Annotated in this window: 15 protein-coding genes; 8 read left to right on the forward strand and 7 right to left on the reverse strand. The window is 65.5% G+C overall.

From position 1 onward, the window contains the following. Positions 1-73: 73 nt before the first annotated feature. From ACZ7GB_RS16570 to ACZ7GB_RS16600, 7 genes are all read right to left on the reverse strand, one after another. Positions 74-754 carry a dihydrofolate reductase family protein gene (locus tag ACZ7GB_RS16570; protein WP_472159580.1) on the reverse strand — a complete coding sequence of 227 codons (681 nt, stop codon included), beginning with the start codon at positions 752-754 and terminating at the stop codon, positions 74-76. Between the two features lie 73 nt (positions 755-827). Beyond that, on the reverse strand, positions 828-1223 hold the full coding sequence (locus ACZ7GB_RS16575) for a (R)-mandelonitrile lyase (RefSeq protein WP_078601764.1): 396 nt from the start codon (positions 1221-1223) through the stop codon (positions 828-830). 36 nt (positions 1224-1259) lie between these two features. Then, on the reverse strand, positions 1260-1898 hold the full coding sequence (locus ACZ7GB_RS16580) for an NADPH-dependent F420 reductase (RefSeq protein WP_472159581.1): 639 nt from the start codon (positions 1896-1898) through the stop codon (positions 1260-1262). 11 nt (positions 1899-1909) lie between these two features. Then, entirely contained in the window at positions 1910-2671 is a 762-nt protein-coding gene (locus tag ACZ7GB_RS16585; RefSeq protein ID WP_472159582.1) for a carboxymuconolactone decarboxylase family protein, read from the reverse strand. Between the two features lie 153 nt (positions 2672-2824). Beyond that, the gene (locus ACZ7GB_RS16590) at positions 2825-3688 is read right to left on the reverse strand and encodes an aldo/keto reductase (RefSeq protein ID WP_472159583.1); all 864 of its coding nucleotides are present in this window, start codon (positions 3686-3688) and stop codon (positions 2825-2827) included. Between the two features lie 182 nt (positions 3689-3870). After that, a complete protein-coding gene (locus ACZ7GB_RS16595) occupies positions 3871-4800 on the reverse strand; it encodes a LysR family transcriptional regulator (RefSeq protein WP_472159585.1) in 930 nt (309 codons plus the stop codon). 75 nt (positions 4801-4875) lie between these two features. Further along, positions 4876-5331: a (R)-mandelonitrile lyase gene (locus ACZ7GB_RS16600; RefSeq protein WP_472159587.1), complete on the reverse strand. Its 456-nt coding sequence runs from the start codon at positions 5329-5331 to the stop codon at positions 4876-4878. A 243-nt stretch (positions 5332-5574) separates the two neighbouring features. Here ACZ7GB_RS16600 and ACZ7GB_RS16605 point away from each other — a divergent pair, with 243 nt between their 5' ends. The 8 genes from ACZ7GB_RS16605 (at position 5575) to ACZ7GB_RS16640 (ending at position 13975) form a co-directional block, all read left to right on the forward strand. Continuing rightward, entirely contained in the window at positions 5575-6774 is a 1200-nt protein-coding gene (locus ACZ7GB_RS16605) for an NAD(P)-dependent alcohol dehydrogenase (protein WP_472159588.1), read from the forward strand. 106 nt (positions 6775-6880) lie between these two features. Beyond that, positions 6881-7315: a cyclophilin-like fold protein gene (locus tag ACZ7GB_RS16610; protein ID WP_472159590.1), complete on the forward strand. Its 435-nt coding sequence runs from the start codon at positions 6881-6883 to the stop codon at positions 7313-7315. Between the two features lie 53 nt (positions 7316-7368). Further along, the gene (locus ACZ7GB_RS16615) at positions 7369-8607 is read left to right on the forward strand and encodes an FAD-binding domain-containing protein (RefSeq protein ID WP_472159591.1); all 1239 of its coding nucleotides are present in this window, start codon (positions 7369-7371) and stop codon (positions 8605-8607) included. A gap of 150 nt (positions 8608-8757) precedes the next feature. Further along, entirely contained in the window at positions 8758-9924 is a 1167-nt protein-coding gene (locus ACZ7GB_RS16620; RefSeq protein ID WP_078523003.1) for a peptidoglycan glycosyltransferase FtsW, read from the forward strand. 18 nt (positions 9925-9942) lie between these two features. Further along, on the forward strand, positions 9943-11046 hold the full coding sequence (locus ACZ7GB_RS16625) for a UDP-N-acetylglucosamine--N-acetylmuramyl-(pentapeptide) pyrophosphoryl-undecaprenol N-acetylglucosamine transferase (RefSeq protein WP_472159592.1): 1104 nt from the start codon (positions 9943-9945) through the stop codon (positions 11044-11046). Next, positions 11043-12452 (forward strand): UDP-N-acetylmuramate--L-alanine ligase, encoded by a 1410-nt coding sequence (murC, locus tag ACZ7GB_RS16630; protein WP_078523001.1) that lies wholly within the window; start codon positions 11043-11045, stop codon positions 12450-12452. Before ACZ7GB_RS16625 ends, murC begins: the two co-directional genes overlap by 4 nt. Positions 12453-12536: 84 nt before the next feature. After that, the gene (locus ACZ7GB_RS16635) at positions 12537-13727 is read left to right on the forward strand and encodes an APC family permease (protein WP_472159593.1); all 1191 of its coding nucleotides are present in this window, start codon (positions 12537-12539) and stop codon (positions 13725-13727) included. After that, positions 13724-13975 (forward strand): DUF2484 family protein, encoded by a 252-nt coding sequence (locus ACZ7GB_RS16640; RefSeq protein WP_078601773.1) that lies wholly within the window; start codon positions 13724-13726, stop codon positions 13973-13975. The genes ACZ7GB_RS16635 and ACZ7GB_RS16640 overlap by 4 nt, the downstream gene beginning before the upstream one ends. Positions 13976-14009 lie beyond the last annotated feature (34 nt).

Below are 14009 nucleotides of genomic sequence, written 5' to 3' on the forward strand. Positions count from 1 at the left end.
TGCTTCGCTCAGAGTTGCGCCGCCACGAGCACGAGCGCCACGATGGCGCGCGGGGCTTTGGGGCAAGCCTGTCTCAGCTTTCCCTGCTCACGCGGTGGCGGAGCCAGACGACACCGTCATCCAGCGTCTCGGTCTGCACCAGCTCCAGCGAATGCGCGGGGCCGGTGCCTTGTTCGTAGATCACGGGCGCGCCGCTATTGCCGTCGATCAGGGGCAGGATCAGGGTGCTGGTCGCGTCGATCAAACCTTTGGCGAGGAAGGTGCCGTTCAGCGTGCCGCCGCCTTCCAGCAGCAGCCGGTCGATCCCGAACCCCTCGGCGATGCGGCTCAGCGCGTCTTCGATATCGTCACCGTCGGGGCCGCCGAACACGACCGAGATTCCGCGGTCTATCAACCGCTCGACATGCGCCTGCGCGACGCGCTCGGAGAGCACGATCGCCATATGGTCGCCCTCGAGTTCGTCCGTATCCGGCAAGAGCCGCCCCTTTCGGTCGAATACGATGCCGAGGGTGCGGCCCGCCAGATCCGCCAGTCGATCGGGGCGCGGGGTGGGCGCGGGGTCGAGCATCGGTTCGACATGCGGCACCCAGCCTTCGAGCGAGGCGCGCCCGATGATCCAGCCTTGCCCCTCCAGACGCGCACCGACCGCATCGTAGATCGTCAGCAATTCGTCTTCGGAATAGGGCCACCCTTCGGTCTTCAACCGTCCGTCGAGCGTGGTGATCATGTGGCAAGTGATATGCGGCCGGGGCATTGCGGGGCCTTTTTTGGACAATTCGGGGGAAGAAGAAAGAGAAGGCCGAGCCGCGCGGGCCCGGCCCTCAAGGTCAGCCGTTATAGTCTTCGTCGGCGACTTTCTCGAGCCAGGTGACCGGCGAGCCGTCGATGCTTTCCTGCACCGCGATATGGCTCATCGCGGTCTCGGACGAGGCGCCATGCCAGTGCTTTTCGCCTGCCGGGAACCACACGACATCGCCTTGGCTGATCTCTTCGACAGGGCCGCCTTCGCGCTGAACGCGGCCGCGCCCGAAGGTGACGATCAGGGTCTGGCCCGCCGGGTGGGTGTGCCATGCGGTGCGCGCGCCGGGCTCGAAGGTGACGTGGCTGCCCGAGGTGCGGCCGGGCTCTTCGGCCTGAAACAGCGGATCGACGCGGACGGTGCCGGTGAACCAGTCTTCGGGGCCCTGCATCGAGGCGTTGGTGCCGGAGCGAATGATTTTCATGGGAAAACTCCTTTCTTGGGGTAGGGGCGCGCGGGCTTAGCCGCGCAGTTTTTCGAAACGATAGGTCAGGGCGGGACCGCCGGGTTGCCCATAGGCTAGCTCGGCGGTGACCATTGCAAAGGGCTCGACGAAACGCCCGGTGCGCAATCCGCCCGCATCAACCGGCGTAAAGCCGATATCTTCGATCAGCCCGCGGGCGACGGATTTCGCGCCGTCGTTATCGCCGTAGATCAAAAGCTGCGGCGGGTCGGCCTGTCCCTTGCGGGCGAAGACCGGGGCGAAGCTCTCGGAGGGAGAGGTGTTGAATGTGGCCACCCAGCGCGCATCGGGGCGCATGGTGGCGAGTTGCTCGGCCCCGGAGGTCTTGGGGCCGAGCACGAGATCGCTATTGCTCGTATCGAGCGGAACGCAGCAGTTGAGCACCACCTGGCCTGCCATGTCGCCGGCCTGAGCCAGCAAATCGTCGATGCGGCTCCAATGCACGGCGAGCAGGATCGCATCCGCATCCGCGACCGCCTCGGCCACGGAGGTCGCGCGCCCGCCGGTGTCGGCGGCGAGCCGGTCCAGCTTGGCCGGACTGCGCGAATAGGCGAAGCGCAGCTCGTGGCCGCATTGCGCCCAGATCCGTCCGAGCTTCGCGCCCATCAGTCCCGATCCGAGAATGGCGATCTTCATGGCAGGGTCCTTTATTCGGCGCGGTTCTCGAAGACGTCCTTGGCCACCGGCAGCGCCGAGAAGACCTTGGGCCAGCCCGCGTAGAAGGCCAGATGCGAGAGCATCGCGCCCGCTTCCTCCTGCGTCAGCCCGTTATCCATCGCGCGGTTGAGGTGGAAGGTCATCTGCTCGGGTTGGCCCGCCGCGATCAGGGCTGCGACGGTGACCATCGACCGGTCGCGCGGCGCGAGATCGGGGCGCAGCCAGAGGTCGCGGAACAGAAGTTCGCGGGTATTGTCGACCACGCCCATCGAGACATCGCCATAGGTGCCGCGCACGAAATTCTCGCGCGATTCTTCGGCCTCTTCATCGAGCGGCAGCAGGTCGACCTCTGCGCCGGGAAGGCTGTCCGCGGCGATCCCGCGCGCCTCGTAGACCGGGGCCATAGCTTCTGCGGCGGCGGTGGCGTTGCCCCAGCCGGTGTAGAAGGCGAGATGGGTGACGGTTTCCGACAGTTCGGCCGGCGTCACGCCGCTATCGAGTGCGAGTTCGACGAAACGCTGGAGGTTCCCGGTCTCATGGCGGGTCATCAGCGCCGCGAAGGTCACGAGCGAGCGGTCCCGCATGGACAGCTGTTCGCCGGTCCAGACCGAGCCGAGAAGGTCATTGGTGGAATAGGCTTCAAGCGCGGGGGCCGCGCGGCCAACGGCGTCGGGGATGGTGCGATCGAGCGCCTCGCCGGAGGCCGAGGACGCAATCAGGGCAAAGGCGGAAGCTGCAAAACGGGTTTTCATATCATCTCTCCTGTCGGGTTGATCTTGTCCTTCAGAGATGGGGGAGGCGGCACTCAGGTTAATGCCGCATCAAGCCAAGTCACTCATGAGCGAGATTCATCGAAAGGCCTGAAAGGCACCGCCGGGACAGGCCCGGCGGTGCGATGGTCTGGCTTAAAGCTGACCGCCATAGACGGGGAACATGCTCGCCTCGCCGTAATCCTTGATCTCCTCGATCGATTTCAGCGCCTCCATATCGGCGTCGGAAATCTCGAAATCGAGCGCCGCATTGGAGCGCATGTGATCGGGGTTGGCGGTCTTCGGTAGCGCGACCATGCCCAGTTGCAGCACGTAGCGGATCGACAGCTGCGGGACGCTGACGCCGTATTTCTCTGCCATCGCCTTGATCTCGGCATTGTCGAGGATCTGGCCGTGACCGATCGGCGAATAGGCCTCTGCGACCATGTCGTGGCTCTGGATATAGTCGATCAGCTCGAAGGGCGTGTTCGACACGTGCGCGAGGATCTGGTCGATCATCGGCTTGACCTTTGCGTTGTCGAGCAGGTTGTCGAGATCCGCCTTCTCGAAGTTCGACACGCCGATCGCGCGCAGTTTGCCCGCTTCATAGGCCTCTTCCAGCGCGCGCCACGCCTCGAGGTTGCCCTCGAAGTAGCCATCGTCACCGTGGAACTCGGTCCAGGGTTTCGGGCTGTGGATGATCATCAGGTCGATCTGGTCGAGCCCGAGCGTCTCGAGCGAGCCGTCGATGGCGGCTTTCGCATCGGCATAGTTCTTGATGCCCGCGTCGAGCTTCGTGGTCAGGAAGATCTCGTCGCGCGGAACACCGCAATTGCGGATGCCTTCGCCGACGCCGCGCTCGTTGCCATAGGCCTGCGCGGTGTCGATGTGGCGATAGCCCATCTCGACGGCGGCCTTCACCGCATCGGCCACCTTGTCATCGTCGATCATCCAGGTGCCAAGGCCCAGTTTCGGGATCTCGACGCCATTGGGGAGGGTAAGGGTTTCGTTCAGGATCATGTCTGGCTCCTTGCATTGGAGTGCGCCGCGCCCCTCATTTTTCAAGAGCACGGCTTCGGTTCATGTCCTGCAATCTAGGGCGAGATGCGCCACAGGATAATCGGCGGAATTTTTATAGCACTCATGAATGGCAAGCATGAATGCGCACGTTCATTCACCCGGGCGTGATAATAGGGGGCCGATCAGCCCCGCTCGCGCAGCGCTTCCAGCACGGCGCCGAAGGCGGAAGAAGGGCGCTGGCGACTGGGGTAATAAAGGTGAAATCCCGGGAAATAGGGGCAATATTCCTCGAGGCAGGCTTGCAGGGCGCCGCTTTCGAGATGGGGTGCGGCGAGCCGGTCCGGCACCAGCGCCAACCCGTGCCCATCTATCGCTGCATGCTGGACAAGGCCGATCGTGTTGAAACAGGCCTGACCGGAGACCTTCACCCGGATCTCGTGGCCCTCGGCATCCTCGAATTCCCAGGCATAGAGCGCGCCATGCGTCGCCAGCCGCAGGTTGATACAATTATGCTCGCTCAGATCATGCGGGGTCTGCGGCACGCCAGCCGTCTCGAAATAAGACGGCGCGCCGACGCAGAGCATCCGTTCGTCCGGGCCGATCCTTGTGGCGATCATCCCCTCGCTCACGCTGTCACCATAGCGCACCCCGGCATCGCATTGCGCCGAGGCCAGATCGGTGAAGCCGTAATCCATCACCAGCTCGACATTGATCGAGGGGTATTGCTTGAGCAGCGGCGAGAGCTTCGGCCAAAGCACGGTCTCGATCGCGTAATCGGTCGAGACGATGCGCACCGTGCCCGTGGGTTCGTCCTGCGCGTCATCAAGGGCGCGCAGCCGCGCCTCGATCATCTCGAAACAGGGGTTGAGCGTGGCCAGAAGATCCTCGCCCTCGAGCGTCGGCGCGACCGAGCGCGTGGTGCGCGTCAGCAACCGCAGCCCCAGCCGTTGCTCCAGCGCCTTGATCGTATGGCTCAGCGCGGATTGCGACACGTTGAGCCGTGCCGCGGCCTTGGTGAAGCTGCGCTCTTCGGCGACGGCGGCCAAGGCGATAAGATCGTTGATGTTTTCGCGCAGCATGAGGGAGGCCTCGCTGAATGTTGGTGTCGCCATCGGGCGGGTCTCCCTCACGATATATGCGCGTGGTTCATGACGTCCACGGATTATTCAGTCGTGGATCCGGCGGCGTCACTCCAGATAGTCTGTGTCGCTCACCTTCTCGCCCCAGGTCACGGCGGAGCCATCCACCACTTGCTGGATCGCGAAATGCGTCACATGGGTCGTGTCGGTCGCGCCATGCCAATGCTCGATGCCGGGCGGGCACCAGATCACGTCGCCTGCCTGCATCAGCTGCTTGGGCTGGCCGCGTTCCTGCACCCAGCCAGAGCCTGCCGTCACGACGAGCTTCTGACCTGCCGGATGGGTGTGCCAGGCCGAGCGCGCGCCGGGAAGGAAAGTCACTTCGCCCGCGCTCACATCGCCCATGTCAGGGCCGAAGACGGGGGCGACGAGCGCGGTGCCGGTGAAGGTATCAGAGCTGCCGATCGTGGCCGCGCGGCTCTCCGCCGGGGTCAGTTCCATCGACTGCGCGACGGCGGCGGGGGCGGCGAGAAGGACGGCGAGCGTCGTGAAGGTGCGGATCATCAGGGGTCTCCCTTGGATTGCGTTTCAATGGCGAGGCCGTGATCTCCCTGGCCTCGCTCTCATTGAGGTAAGGACCGCAGGCGCCGGGTTAATGCCGCAAAAGCCGGAAAGCCTCATGAGCAGGATTCATGGATGCTGTGCGCAAAGCGGTGATTATCTGCGGCGCGTCTCGCGGCATGTTGGAAGACAGGCGCCACCCTTCTTCCGGCGCTCTTCGTCAGTTCCCGAAAAAGGAGGCCCGAGATGTGCCAGTCCTGCAATGACACGTTCCAAACCCTGACCCGCGATGGCGAAAGCCGCCGCAATTTCCTGCGCAGCGGCGCCGCGCTGGCCGCAGCCCCCTTGGCGGCGAGCGTCGCCACGCAAGCGGCCGCGCAAGAGGCCGGCGCATCGCTCGAAGCCTCCGAGGTGCAGGCTTGGGCGGCCTTCGACACGGATGGCAGTTTCGCGCCCCATACGATCCCGCGCCGTGCCGCTGGCCCGAAGGATGTCGTGGTCGAGATCATGTATAGCTCGATCTGCCACTCGGACATTCACACCTACAAGGGCGACTGGGGGATGCCGCAGTTCCCGCTTGTTCCCGGTCACGAGATGGTCGGCCGTGTCGTCGGCATCGGCGCGGAAGTCACCAAGTTCCGCGAGGGCGATATCGCCGGGGTCGGCACGATGGTCGACAGCTGCGGCACCTGCGCCAATTGCCTTGCCGACCGCGAGCAGAACTGCCTCAACGGCACGACCTTCACCTATAATTCCGAGGACAAGATCTCGGGCGGGGTGACCTATGGCGGCTATTCCAAGAAGATCGTCGTGAAGGAAGACTTCGCGCTGCGCATCCCGCCAGGGGGCGATCTGGCCGGGTTCGCGCCGCTTCTTTGCGCGGGGATCACCACCTTCTCGCCGATCAATCACTGGGATCTGCAGCCCGGCCAGCGCTATGGCGTGATCGGCATGGGCGGTCTGGGCCATCTCGCGGTGAAGCTGGCGGCGGCGAAAGGGGCCGAGGTCGTCGTCTTCACCACTTCCGAGGACAAGATCGCCGATGCCAAGGCTTTCGGCGCCGCCGAGGCCTATCTCTGGTCCGACGAGGCCGCGATGCGGAGCCAGATGGGCAGCTTCGATCTGATGCTCTCGACCGTTCCGGTGGCCTATCCGATGCAGCAATTCCTGAACCTGCTCAAGCTCGACAAGACGCTGGTCAATGTTGGCGCGCTGTTCCCGATCGAGGGGGCGCATGGGATGATGATGGGCTTCGGGCGTCAGAGCCTCGCGGGCTCGATGACGGGCGGCATTGCCGAGACCCAGCGGGTGATCGACTTCGCCGCACATCACGGGGTCGCGGCCACCTATGAGATGATCACCCCCGAGCAGATCGGCGAAGCCTGCGAGAAGGTCGTGAACAAGCAGGCGCGCTATCGCTATGTGATCGACATGACCCAGGCCTGAAACGGCGACTGATGAGTGCCGCTCATCTGTGGCAGTATTGCGCGGGGGGTAATCCTCCCGCGCAATCGCGCATAGATTTGTCTCCAGCAGCAGGAGGGCATCGGCCATGAGCTTCACGAAGTTTCTGACACCCGTCGCGGCGCTATGGGTCGCCGCCAGCATGGCCTGCGCTCAGGAGACGAAAGGAGACAGCATGATCCCGATCACCGTGACCGCAGGCGAGACGGTTCTGACCGCCAAGCTCGAAGACACCCCGGCAGGGCGCGATTTCGCGGCGCTCATGCCGCTGGAGCTGACCCTGCGCGACTACCACGGCATCGAGAAGATCGCCGATCTGCCGCGCAAGCTCGACACGACCGGCGCACCGCGCGCCTACGAGCCGAAGACGGGCGACATCACGCTTTATGCGCCGTGGGGCAATCTCGCGATCTTCTACAAACCTTTCGCCAACTCGCCGGGCCTCGTGCGGCTGGGCGCGTTCGATGGGTCGCTCGAAGCGCTGATGAGCAATCCGACGGTTCGGTTCGAGCGGGTCGAGTGATCGCATACGGCCCTCGCGGCGTAGATCGGTAGCCCGACCCGGAAGGAGATGCCGTGACCGCTGCCGAGCCTTTGCCATTGACCGCCGCCACGCGCGCGGCTGGCGAGGACCGTCTGACGCGGTTCGCCCCGAAGATGGGCGCGGATTACGCGCAGGGGCGCAATTTCGATCACGGGGCGGGGCGGCATAGGGACGTCTCGCAACTTTCGCCCTATCTGCGACGCCGTCTTGTGCTGGAGCGTGAGGCGGTGGCGCGGGCGCTTGACGCGCATGGGCCGGAGGCTGCGGAGAAATTCGTGCAGGAGGTGCTCTGGCGGGGCTATTTCAAGGGCTGGCTGGAGCATCGCCCTGAGGTCTGGGCGCGCTATCGGGACGGATTGGCGCAAGACCTTGCCGCGCTCGACGACGCGCCCGATCTGGCCGCGCGCGTGGCCGAGGCCGAGGCGGGCCGCAGCGGGATCGCCTGTTTCGACGCGTGGGCGTGCGAGCTGCGCGAGACCGGCTATTTGCACAATCACGCCCGGATGTGGTTCGCCTCGATCTGGATTTTCACCTTGCGGCTACCGTGGCGGATCGGGGCGGATTTCTTCTATCGCCATCTGCTCGACGGCGATCCGGCCTCGAACACGCTCAGCTGGCGCTGGGTGGCGGGGCTGCATACGCGGGGCAAGTTCTACGCCGCCGAGGCCGGAAATATCGCGCGCTATACCGGCGGGCGGTTCGCGCCCGATCCCGCGCAATTGGCGGAGGTGAGCGCGGGGCTGGAGGCGGAACAGCCCGAAGGGCTGCCCCCGGTTGCGCCACTGCGCGCGCCGCGCGCGCCGCAGCCGGGGCTGCCCACGGCGCTTCTGATCACCGAGGAAGATTGCCGCGTCGAGGATTTCGATCTGAGCGCGTTCGATCTGCGCGGGGCGGCGACCCTCAGCGCCAGCCACCTGCGCTCGACGCGCGAGGTGGCGCCGCATGTCGCGCGGTTCGAGCGCGACGCACTTGCCGATGCCGCTGAGCGCGTCGGGGTGCCGGACGTGCAACGCCTGAAGGCCGGTGGCCCGTCCGCGCTGGTCGATTGGGCGCAAAGCTTCGGCGTGCGGCAACTCGTGACGCCTTACATTCCGACCGGACCGCTCGGCGATTGGCGCGAGAGCGCGGAGGCGGCGCTGGGCGAGCGCGACATCGCGCTGTGTGAGCTGACGCGGGAGTGGGATCGCGTGATCTGGCCCCATGCCACGGCCGGGTTCTTCAAGGTCAAAAAGAAGCTCCCCCAAATCCTTGCAGAGCTTGGCTTGGCCTGAGGGCAGGGGGAATTGCGCGCGCCCTTGCCGATCATCGCCGAGTGATCGCGCCGCTTCGGAATTTTCCTAGTCATCTCAAAGCTTTTGGGCTACGATTCCGACCAGACCCGGAAAACGGGCGTATTCGAGGCAGTAACGGCAGTATAGCCCATGACAGAAATGGCATTCGGCACCGTCCCCGTGCGGGCCGGTGAACCCGTCTTACCGAAATGGTGGCGCACGATCGACAAATGGGCGCTCGGCGCCGTTTTGGCGTTGTTCGGCCTTGGCATGTTGCTGGGGCTCGCAGCCTCGGTGCCGCTGGCAGAGCGTAACGGTCTTGAGCCTTTCTATTACGTCAAGCGACAGGCCTTCTTCGGGGTGGTGGCGCTGGGCGTGATGCTGGGCATCTCGATGCTCGACCCCAAACAGGTGCGCAGGCTGGGCGTGATCGGCTTCGTCGGCGCCTTCGTCGCGGTGATGCTGCTGCCGGTGCTGGGCACCGATTTCGGCAAGGGCGCGGTGCGGTGGTATTCCTTCGGCTTCGCGTCGATCCAGCCGTCCGAATTCCTCAAACCCGGTTTCGTCATCATCTCCGGCTGGTTCATGGCCGCAGCCCATGACGTCGGGGGCCCCAAGGGGCGGCTCTATTCCTTCCTGCTGATGGTCATCATCGTGGTGGCGCTCGCGCTTCAACCCGATTTCGGGCAGGCGTCGCTGGTGCTGTTCGCCTGGTCGGTGATGTATTTCATCTCGGGCGCGCCGATTGCGCTGCTCACGGGGATCGGGGCGCTGACCGTGGCGGGCGGCTTCTTTGCCTATAACTTCTCGGAACACTTCGCGCGCCGGATCAACGGCTTCCTCTCGACGGATGTCGATCCGCGCACCCAGATCGGTTACGCGACGAACGCGATCCAAGAGGGCGGGTTCTTCGGCGTCGGCGTGGGGCAGGGCTCGGTGAAATGGTCGCTGCCCGATGCGCATACCGACTTCATCATCGCGGTCGCGGCTGAGGAATACGGGCTGATCCTCGTCCTCGTGATCATCGCGCTTTACGCAACCGTGGTGATCCGGTCGCTGCTGCGCCTGATGCGCGAGCGCGATCCCTTCACCCGGCTTGCGGGCTCCGGTCTGGCCTGCGCCTTCGGCGTTCAGGCGATCATCAATATGGGCGTCGCGGTGCGCCTTCTGCCTGCGAAAGGCATGACTTTGCCGTTCGTCAGCTACGGGGGCTCTTCGGTCATTGCTTCGGGGATTGCGGTGGGTATGTTGCTCGCGCTGACTCGGACCCGGCCGCAGGGACAGATTTCGGATATTCTCGCCCGACGCGGTCGCTAAAACCCTCAGGAGGGGGACATGGCCAAGGACACGACCCCGCTACTGCTGATCGCCGCTGGCGGCACCGGCGGGCATATGTTCCCCGCACAGGCGCTGGCCGAGGCGATGGTGCGCCGGGGCTGGCGCGTGAAGCTGTCCACGGATGCGCGCGGCGCGCGCTACGCGGGCGGCTTTCCCCATACGGTGACGGTGGAGCAGATCGCCTCGGCGACGTTTGCGCGCGGTGGCGCGCTCGGCAAACTGGGCGTGCCGTTCAAGATCGCGGGCGGCGTGGCTTCGGCCATCCGCAAGAACCTGTCGGACAAGCCGACGGTGGTGGTGGGCTTCGGCGGCTATCCGACGATCCCGGCGCTGTCCTCGGCGGTGTTCCTGGGCATCCCCCGCGCCATTCACGAGCAGAACGGCATCATGGGCAAGGTGAACCGCGTCTTCGCCAAGAAGGTGAACCGCTTCGCCTGCGGCACCTGGCCGACCGATCTGCCAGAGGGCGTGCAGGGCGAGCATACGGGCAACCCGGTGCGGGCTGCCGTGCTGGAGCGGGCGGGCGCGGCCTATATCCCCCCGGGCGACTACCCGATGTCGGTCCTCGTGATCGGCGGCTCTCAGGGCGCGCGCATCCTGTCGGACACGGTTCCGGCGGCAATGGCGAGCCTTCCGGAAGCCGCCCGCGCCAATCTGCGCGTCTCCCATCAGGCGCGCCCCGAAGACCTCGACCGGGTCGTGGCCGCCTATGAGGCCGCGGGCATCAGCGCCGAGGTCGAGCCCTTCTTCAACGACGTGCCGCGCCGTCTCAGCGAATGCCAGCTGGTGATCTCGCGCGCCGGTGCGTCCTCGGTCGCGGATATCTCCGTCATCGGACGGCCCGCGATCCTGATCCCCTATGCCGCCGCCGCTGGCGATCACCAAGCGGCCAATGCGCGCGGTCTCGCAAAGACCGGCGGCGCGATCACCATCCCCGAGAGCCAGCTCTCGACCGAGAGCCTCGCGGATCAAATTTCACTGGTGCTGGACAACCCCGAGGGCGCGCTGCAGATGTCGCGCGCGGCCCTCTCCTACGGGGTGCCGGACGCCACCGAGCGGCTCGTCGCCCTCGTCGAAGACCTAGCAGGAAAGACTCAATGAACGCGACCAAACTGCCCGGAGAACTCGGCCCCATCCATTTCGTCGGTATCGGCGGGATCGGCATGTCCGGCATCGCCGAAGTGCTGATGACGCAAGGGTTCACGGTTCAGGGCTCGGATGCGAAATCCTCCAAGATCACCGACCGTCTGGCGAAGCTGGGCGCGACCATCTTCGAGGGCCAGCGCGCCGAGAATATCGGTGAGGCGGGCGTCGTGGTGATCTCGACCGCGATCAAGCCGGGCAATCCCGAGCTGGAAGAGGCGCGCCGTCGCGGTCTGCCGGTCGTGCGCCGCGCCGAGATGCTGGCCGAGCTGATGCGCCTGAAATCGAACATCGCAATCGGCGGCACCCACGGCAAGACGACGACCACGACGATGGTCGCGACGCTGCTCGACAAGGGCAATTTCGATCCGACCGTGATCAATGGCGGGATCATCCACGCTTATGGCTCGAACGCGCGCGCAGGCGCGGGCGAGTGGATGGTGGTGGAGGCCGACGAGAGCGACGGCTCGTTCAACCGTCTGCCCGCGACCATCGCCATCGTGACCAATATCGACCCCGAGCATATGGAGCATTGGGGCTCCTTCGATGCGCTGCGCAAAGGGTTTTACGATTTCGTCTCGAACATCCCTTTCTACGGGTTGGCTGTCTGCTGCACCGATCACCCGGAAGTGCAGACTCTGGTCGGCAAGCTCAACGACCGCCGCGTCGTGACGTTCGGCTTCAACGCGCAGGCCGATATCCGGGCGATCAACCTGCATTACGATGCGGGCGTCGCGCATTTCGACATCGCGCTGCAGGGCGAAGAGGGCAAGCCGGTGATCGAGGGCTGCACCCTGCCGATGCCGGGCGATCACAACGTCTCGAACGCGCTGGCCGCCGTTGCGGTGGCGCGCCATCTCGGGATGAAGATGGGCGAGATCAAGGAGGCTCTGGCGAGCTTCGGTGGCGTCAATCGGCGCTTCACCAAGGTCGGCGACGTGCTGGGCGGGGTCACGATCATCGATGATTACGGCCACCACCCGGTCGAGATTGCCGCCGTGCTGAAAGCCGCGCGTCAGGCGGTGAAGCCCGGTGCGCGGGTGATCGCGGTCCACCAGCCGCACCGCTATTCGCGCCTGCATTCGCTGTTCGACGATTTCTGCACCTGTTTCAACGAGGCCGATGTGGTCGCCATCGCCGAAGTTTTCTCGGCGGGCGAGGAACCGATCGAGGGGGCTACGCGCGACGATCTGGTCGCCGGGCTGATCGCGCATGGTCACCGTCATGCTCGTGCCATTTTGTCGGAAGATGATCTGGCTCGGCTGGTGCGTGAACAGGCGCGTCCCGGCGATATCGTCGTCTGCCTCGGGGCGGGGACGATCTCGACCTGGGCGAACAACCTGCCTGCGAAGCTGGGGGGCTGAGCAGGCGCCGGGGCGACCCGGCACGACATCGAAAAGACTTGCGGCGCTGCCACGTCGTCTCATGTGGGCAAGAAGGGCCGCGTCATGCGTGACGAGACGCATCTGAAACGCCGATTGGGTCCGTGGCTGATGACCGGCTACGGGGTCGGCGTCATGGTGGGCGCGGGTATCTATGTGCTGGTCGGCGCGGTCGCGGCGCAGGCCGGGATCTGGGCGCCGCTGGCCTTCGTGCTGGCAGGGTTGATCGCGGCGCCGTCGGCGCTGTCCTATGCCGAATTGTCCTCGCGTATCCCCGAAGCTGCAGGAGAGGCGGCCTATGTCGAGGAGGGTCTGCGCAGTCATGCGCTGGCGCTGATCGTGGGGCTGGGCATCGTGGTCGCGGGCACGGTTTCGGCGGCGGCGGTGCTGCGCGGCGGGGCGGGCTATCTGACGCTGCTGGTGCCGCTGCCGGTCGAGGGCGTGATGATCGCCTTCGGGCTGGTGCTGATCGGCGTCGCCTGCCTTGGTGTGCTGGAATCCGTGGGGCTCGCCGTGGCGCTGACGCTTGTCGAGGTGGTCGGGCTGGTTTTGGTGATCTGGGCGGGACTTTCGACCGACCCAAGCCCCGACCTCACGCCGCTGCCCGCGCCGCATTGGGCCGGGATCGCGGCGGCCGCATCGCTCGCCTTCTTCGCCTTCATCGGTTTCGAGGATATGGTGAACATGTCCGAGGAGATGCGCGACCCGATCCGCGACATGCCGCGCGCGATCCTCGCCGCGCTCGCGATCACCGCGATCCTCTATCTGACCGTAAGCTATGCCGCCGTGCGTGCAGTGCCGCTGGCCGATCTCGCCCGCTCCGAGCAGCCGCTGGCGCTGGTCTGGCAATCGGCGGGGCACGGGCCGGGCATCCTTGCCGCGATCGCGGTGGCGGCGGCGCTCAACGGAGTGCTCGCGCAGGTGGTGATGGCAGCGCGCGTGCTGTTCGGTCTTGGCCGCCGCAGTCCTGCGCTGTCCGTTTTTCATCAGGCGCATCCGCGCTTTGGCACGCCGGTCCTCGCGACTCTTCTTTGCGGTATGGCGATGATTGCGCTTGCGCTCGCTGCCCCGGTCGAGCAATTGGCCGGTATCACTTCGAAGGTGCTCCTGGGCGTCTTCCTTCTCGTTAACCTGTCGCTCGTCGCGCTGAAAAGCCGGTCCGACTATGCGCCGTTCAAAGTGCCTATGGCCGTTCCGGTCGTGGGCGCATTGGTCGCCGGAGCGGCCCTGATCGCAGCCCTGGGAGGTTTCTCATGACCGTCTCGCTCGTTCTTGCCTGTGTCTGGGCGCTCATTGCCACGCTGATCGCGATGGGACCGAGGCGGTTCCACTGGCCGGGCGCGTGGGGGCTGATCGCGTTGGGCGTGCCGCTGGTGGGCTGGGTGACCTATCAGAACGGCCCGATCATGGGGCTGCTGGTGCTGGCGGGCGGCATGTCTGTGCTGCGCTGGCCGGTCATTTTCCTTGTCCGTGCGCTGCGGGGTACGCGTGACCCCGCTGAATGAGATCGGGATCGCTTGCCTCGCCCTGCATGCGCGG

It is taken from the genome of Thioclava sp. PTB-PU3-1 (assembly GCF_055666785.1).

Excerpts from the sequence above, each read along its gene's own strand:
- ACZ7GB_RS16595 (WP_472159585.1), bottom strand. The coding sequence starts at position 4,800 with ATGGCGACACCAACATTCAGCGAGGCCTCCCTCATGCTGCGCGAAAAC.
- ACZ7GB_RS16635 (WP_472159593.1), top strand. The coding sequence starts at position 12,537 with ATGCGTGACGAGACGCATCTGAAACGCCGATTGGGTCCGTGGCTGATG.
- ACZ7GB_RS16600 (WP_472159587.1), bottom strand. The coding sequence starts at position 5,331 with ATGATCCGCACCTTCACGACGCTCGCCGTCCTTCTCGCCGCCCCCGCC.
- ACZ7GB_RS16570 (WP_472159580.1), bottom strand. The coding sequence starts at position 754 with ATGCCCCGGCCGCATATCACTTGCCACATGATCACCACGCTCGACGGA.
- ACZ7GB_RS16585 (WP_472159582.1), bottom strand. The coding sequence starts at position 2,671 with ATGAAAACCCGTTTTGCAGCTTCCGCCTTTGCCCTGATTGCGTCCTCG.
- ACZ7GB_RS16575 (WP_078601764.1), bottom strand. The coding sequence starts at position 1,223 with ATGAAAATCATTCGCTCCGGCACCAACGCCTCGATGCAGGGCCCCGAA.
- ACZ7GB_RS16605 (WP_472159588.1), top strand. The coding sequence starts at position 5,575 with ATGTGCCAGTCCTGCAATGACACGTTCCAAACCCTGACCCGCGATGGC.
- murC (WP_078523001.1), top strand. The coding sequence starts at position 11,043 with ATGAACGCGACCAAACTGCCCGGAGAACTCGGCCCCATCCATTTCGTC.
- ACZ7GB_RS16580 (WP_472159581.1), bottom strand. The coding sequence starts at position 1,898 with ATGAAGATCGCCATTCTCGGATCGGGACTGATGGGCGCGAAGCTCGGA.
- ACZ7GB_RS16590 (WP_472159583.1), bottom strand. The coding sequence starts at position 3,688 with ATGATCCTGAACGAAACCCTTACCCTCCCCAATGGCGTCGAGATCCCG.
- ACZ7GB_RS16610 (WP_472159590.1), top strand. The coding sequence starts at position 6,881 with ATGAGCTTCACGAAGTTTCTGACACCCGTCGCGGCGCTATGGGTCGCC.
- ACZ7GB_RS16625 (WP_472159592.1), top strand. The coding sequence starts at position 9,943 with ATGGCCAAGGACACGACCCCGCTACTGCTGATCGCCGCTGGCGGCACC.
- ACZ7GB_RS16640 (WP_078601773.1), top strand. The coding sequence starts at position 13,724 with ATGACCGTCTCGCTCGTTCTTGCCTGTGTCTGGGCGCTCATTGCCACG.
- ACZ7GB_RS16620 (WP_078523003.1), top strand. The coding sequence starts at position 8,758 with ATGACAGAAATGGCATTCGGCACCGTCCCCGTGCGGGCCGGTGAACCC.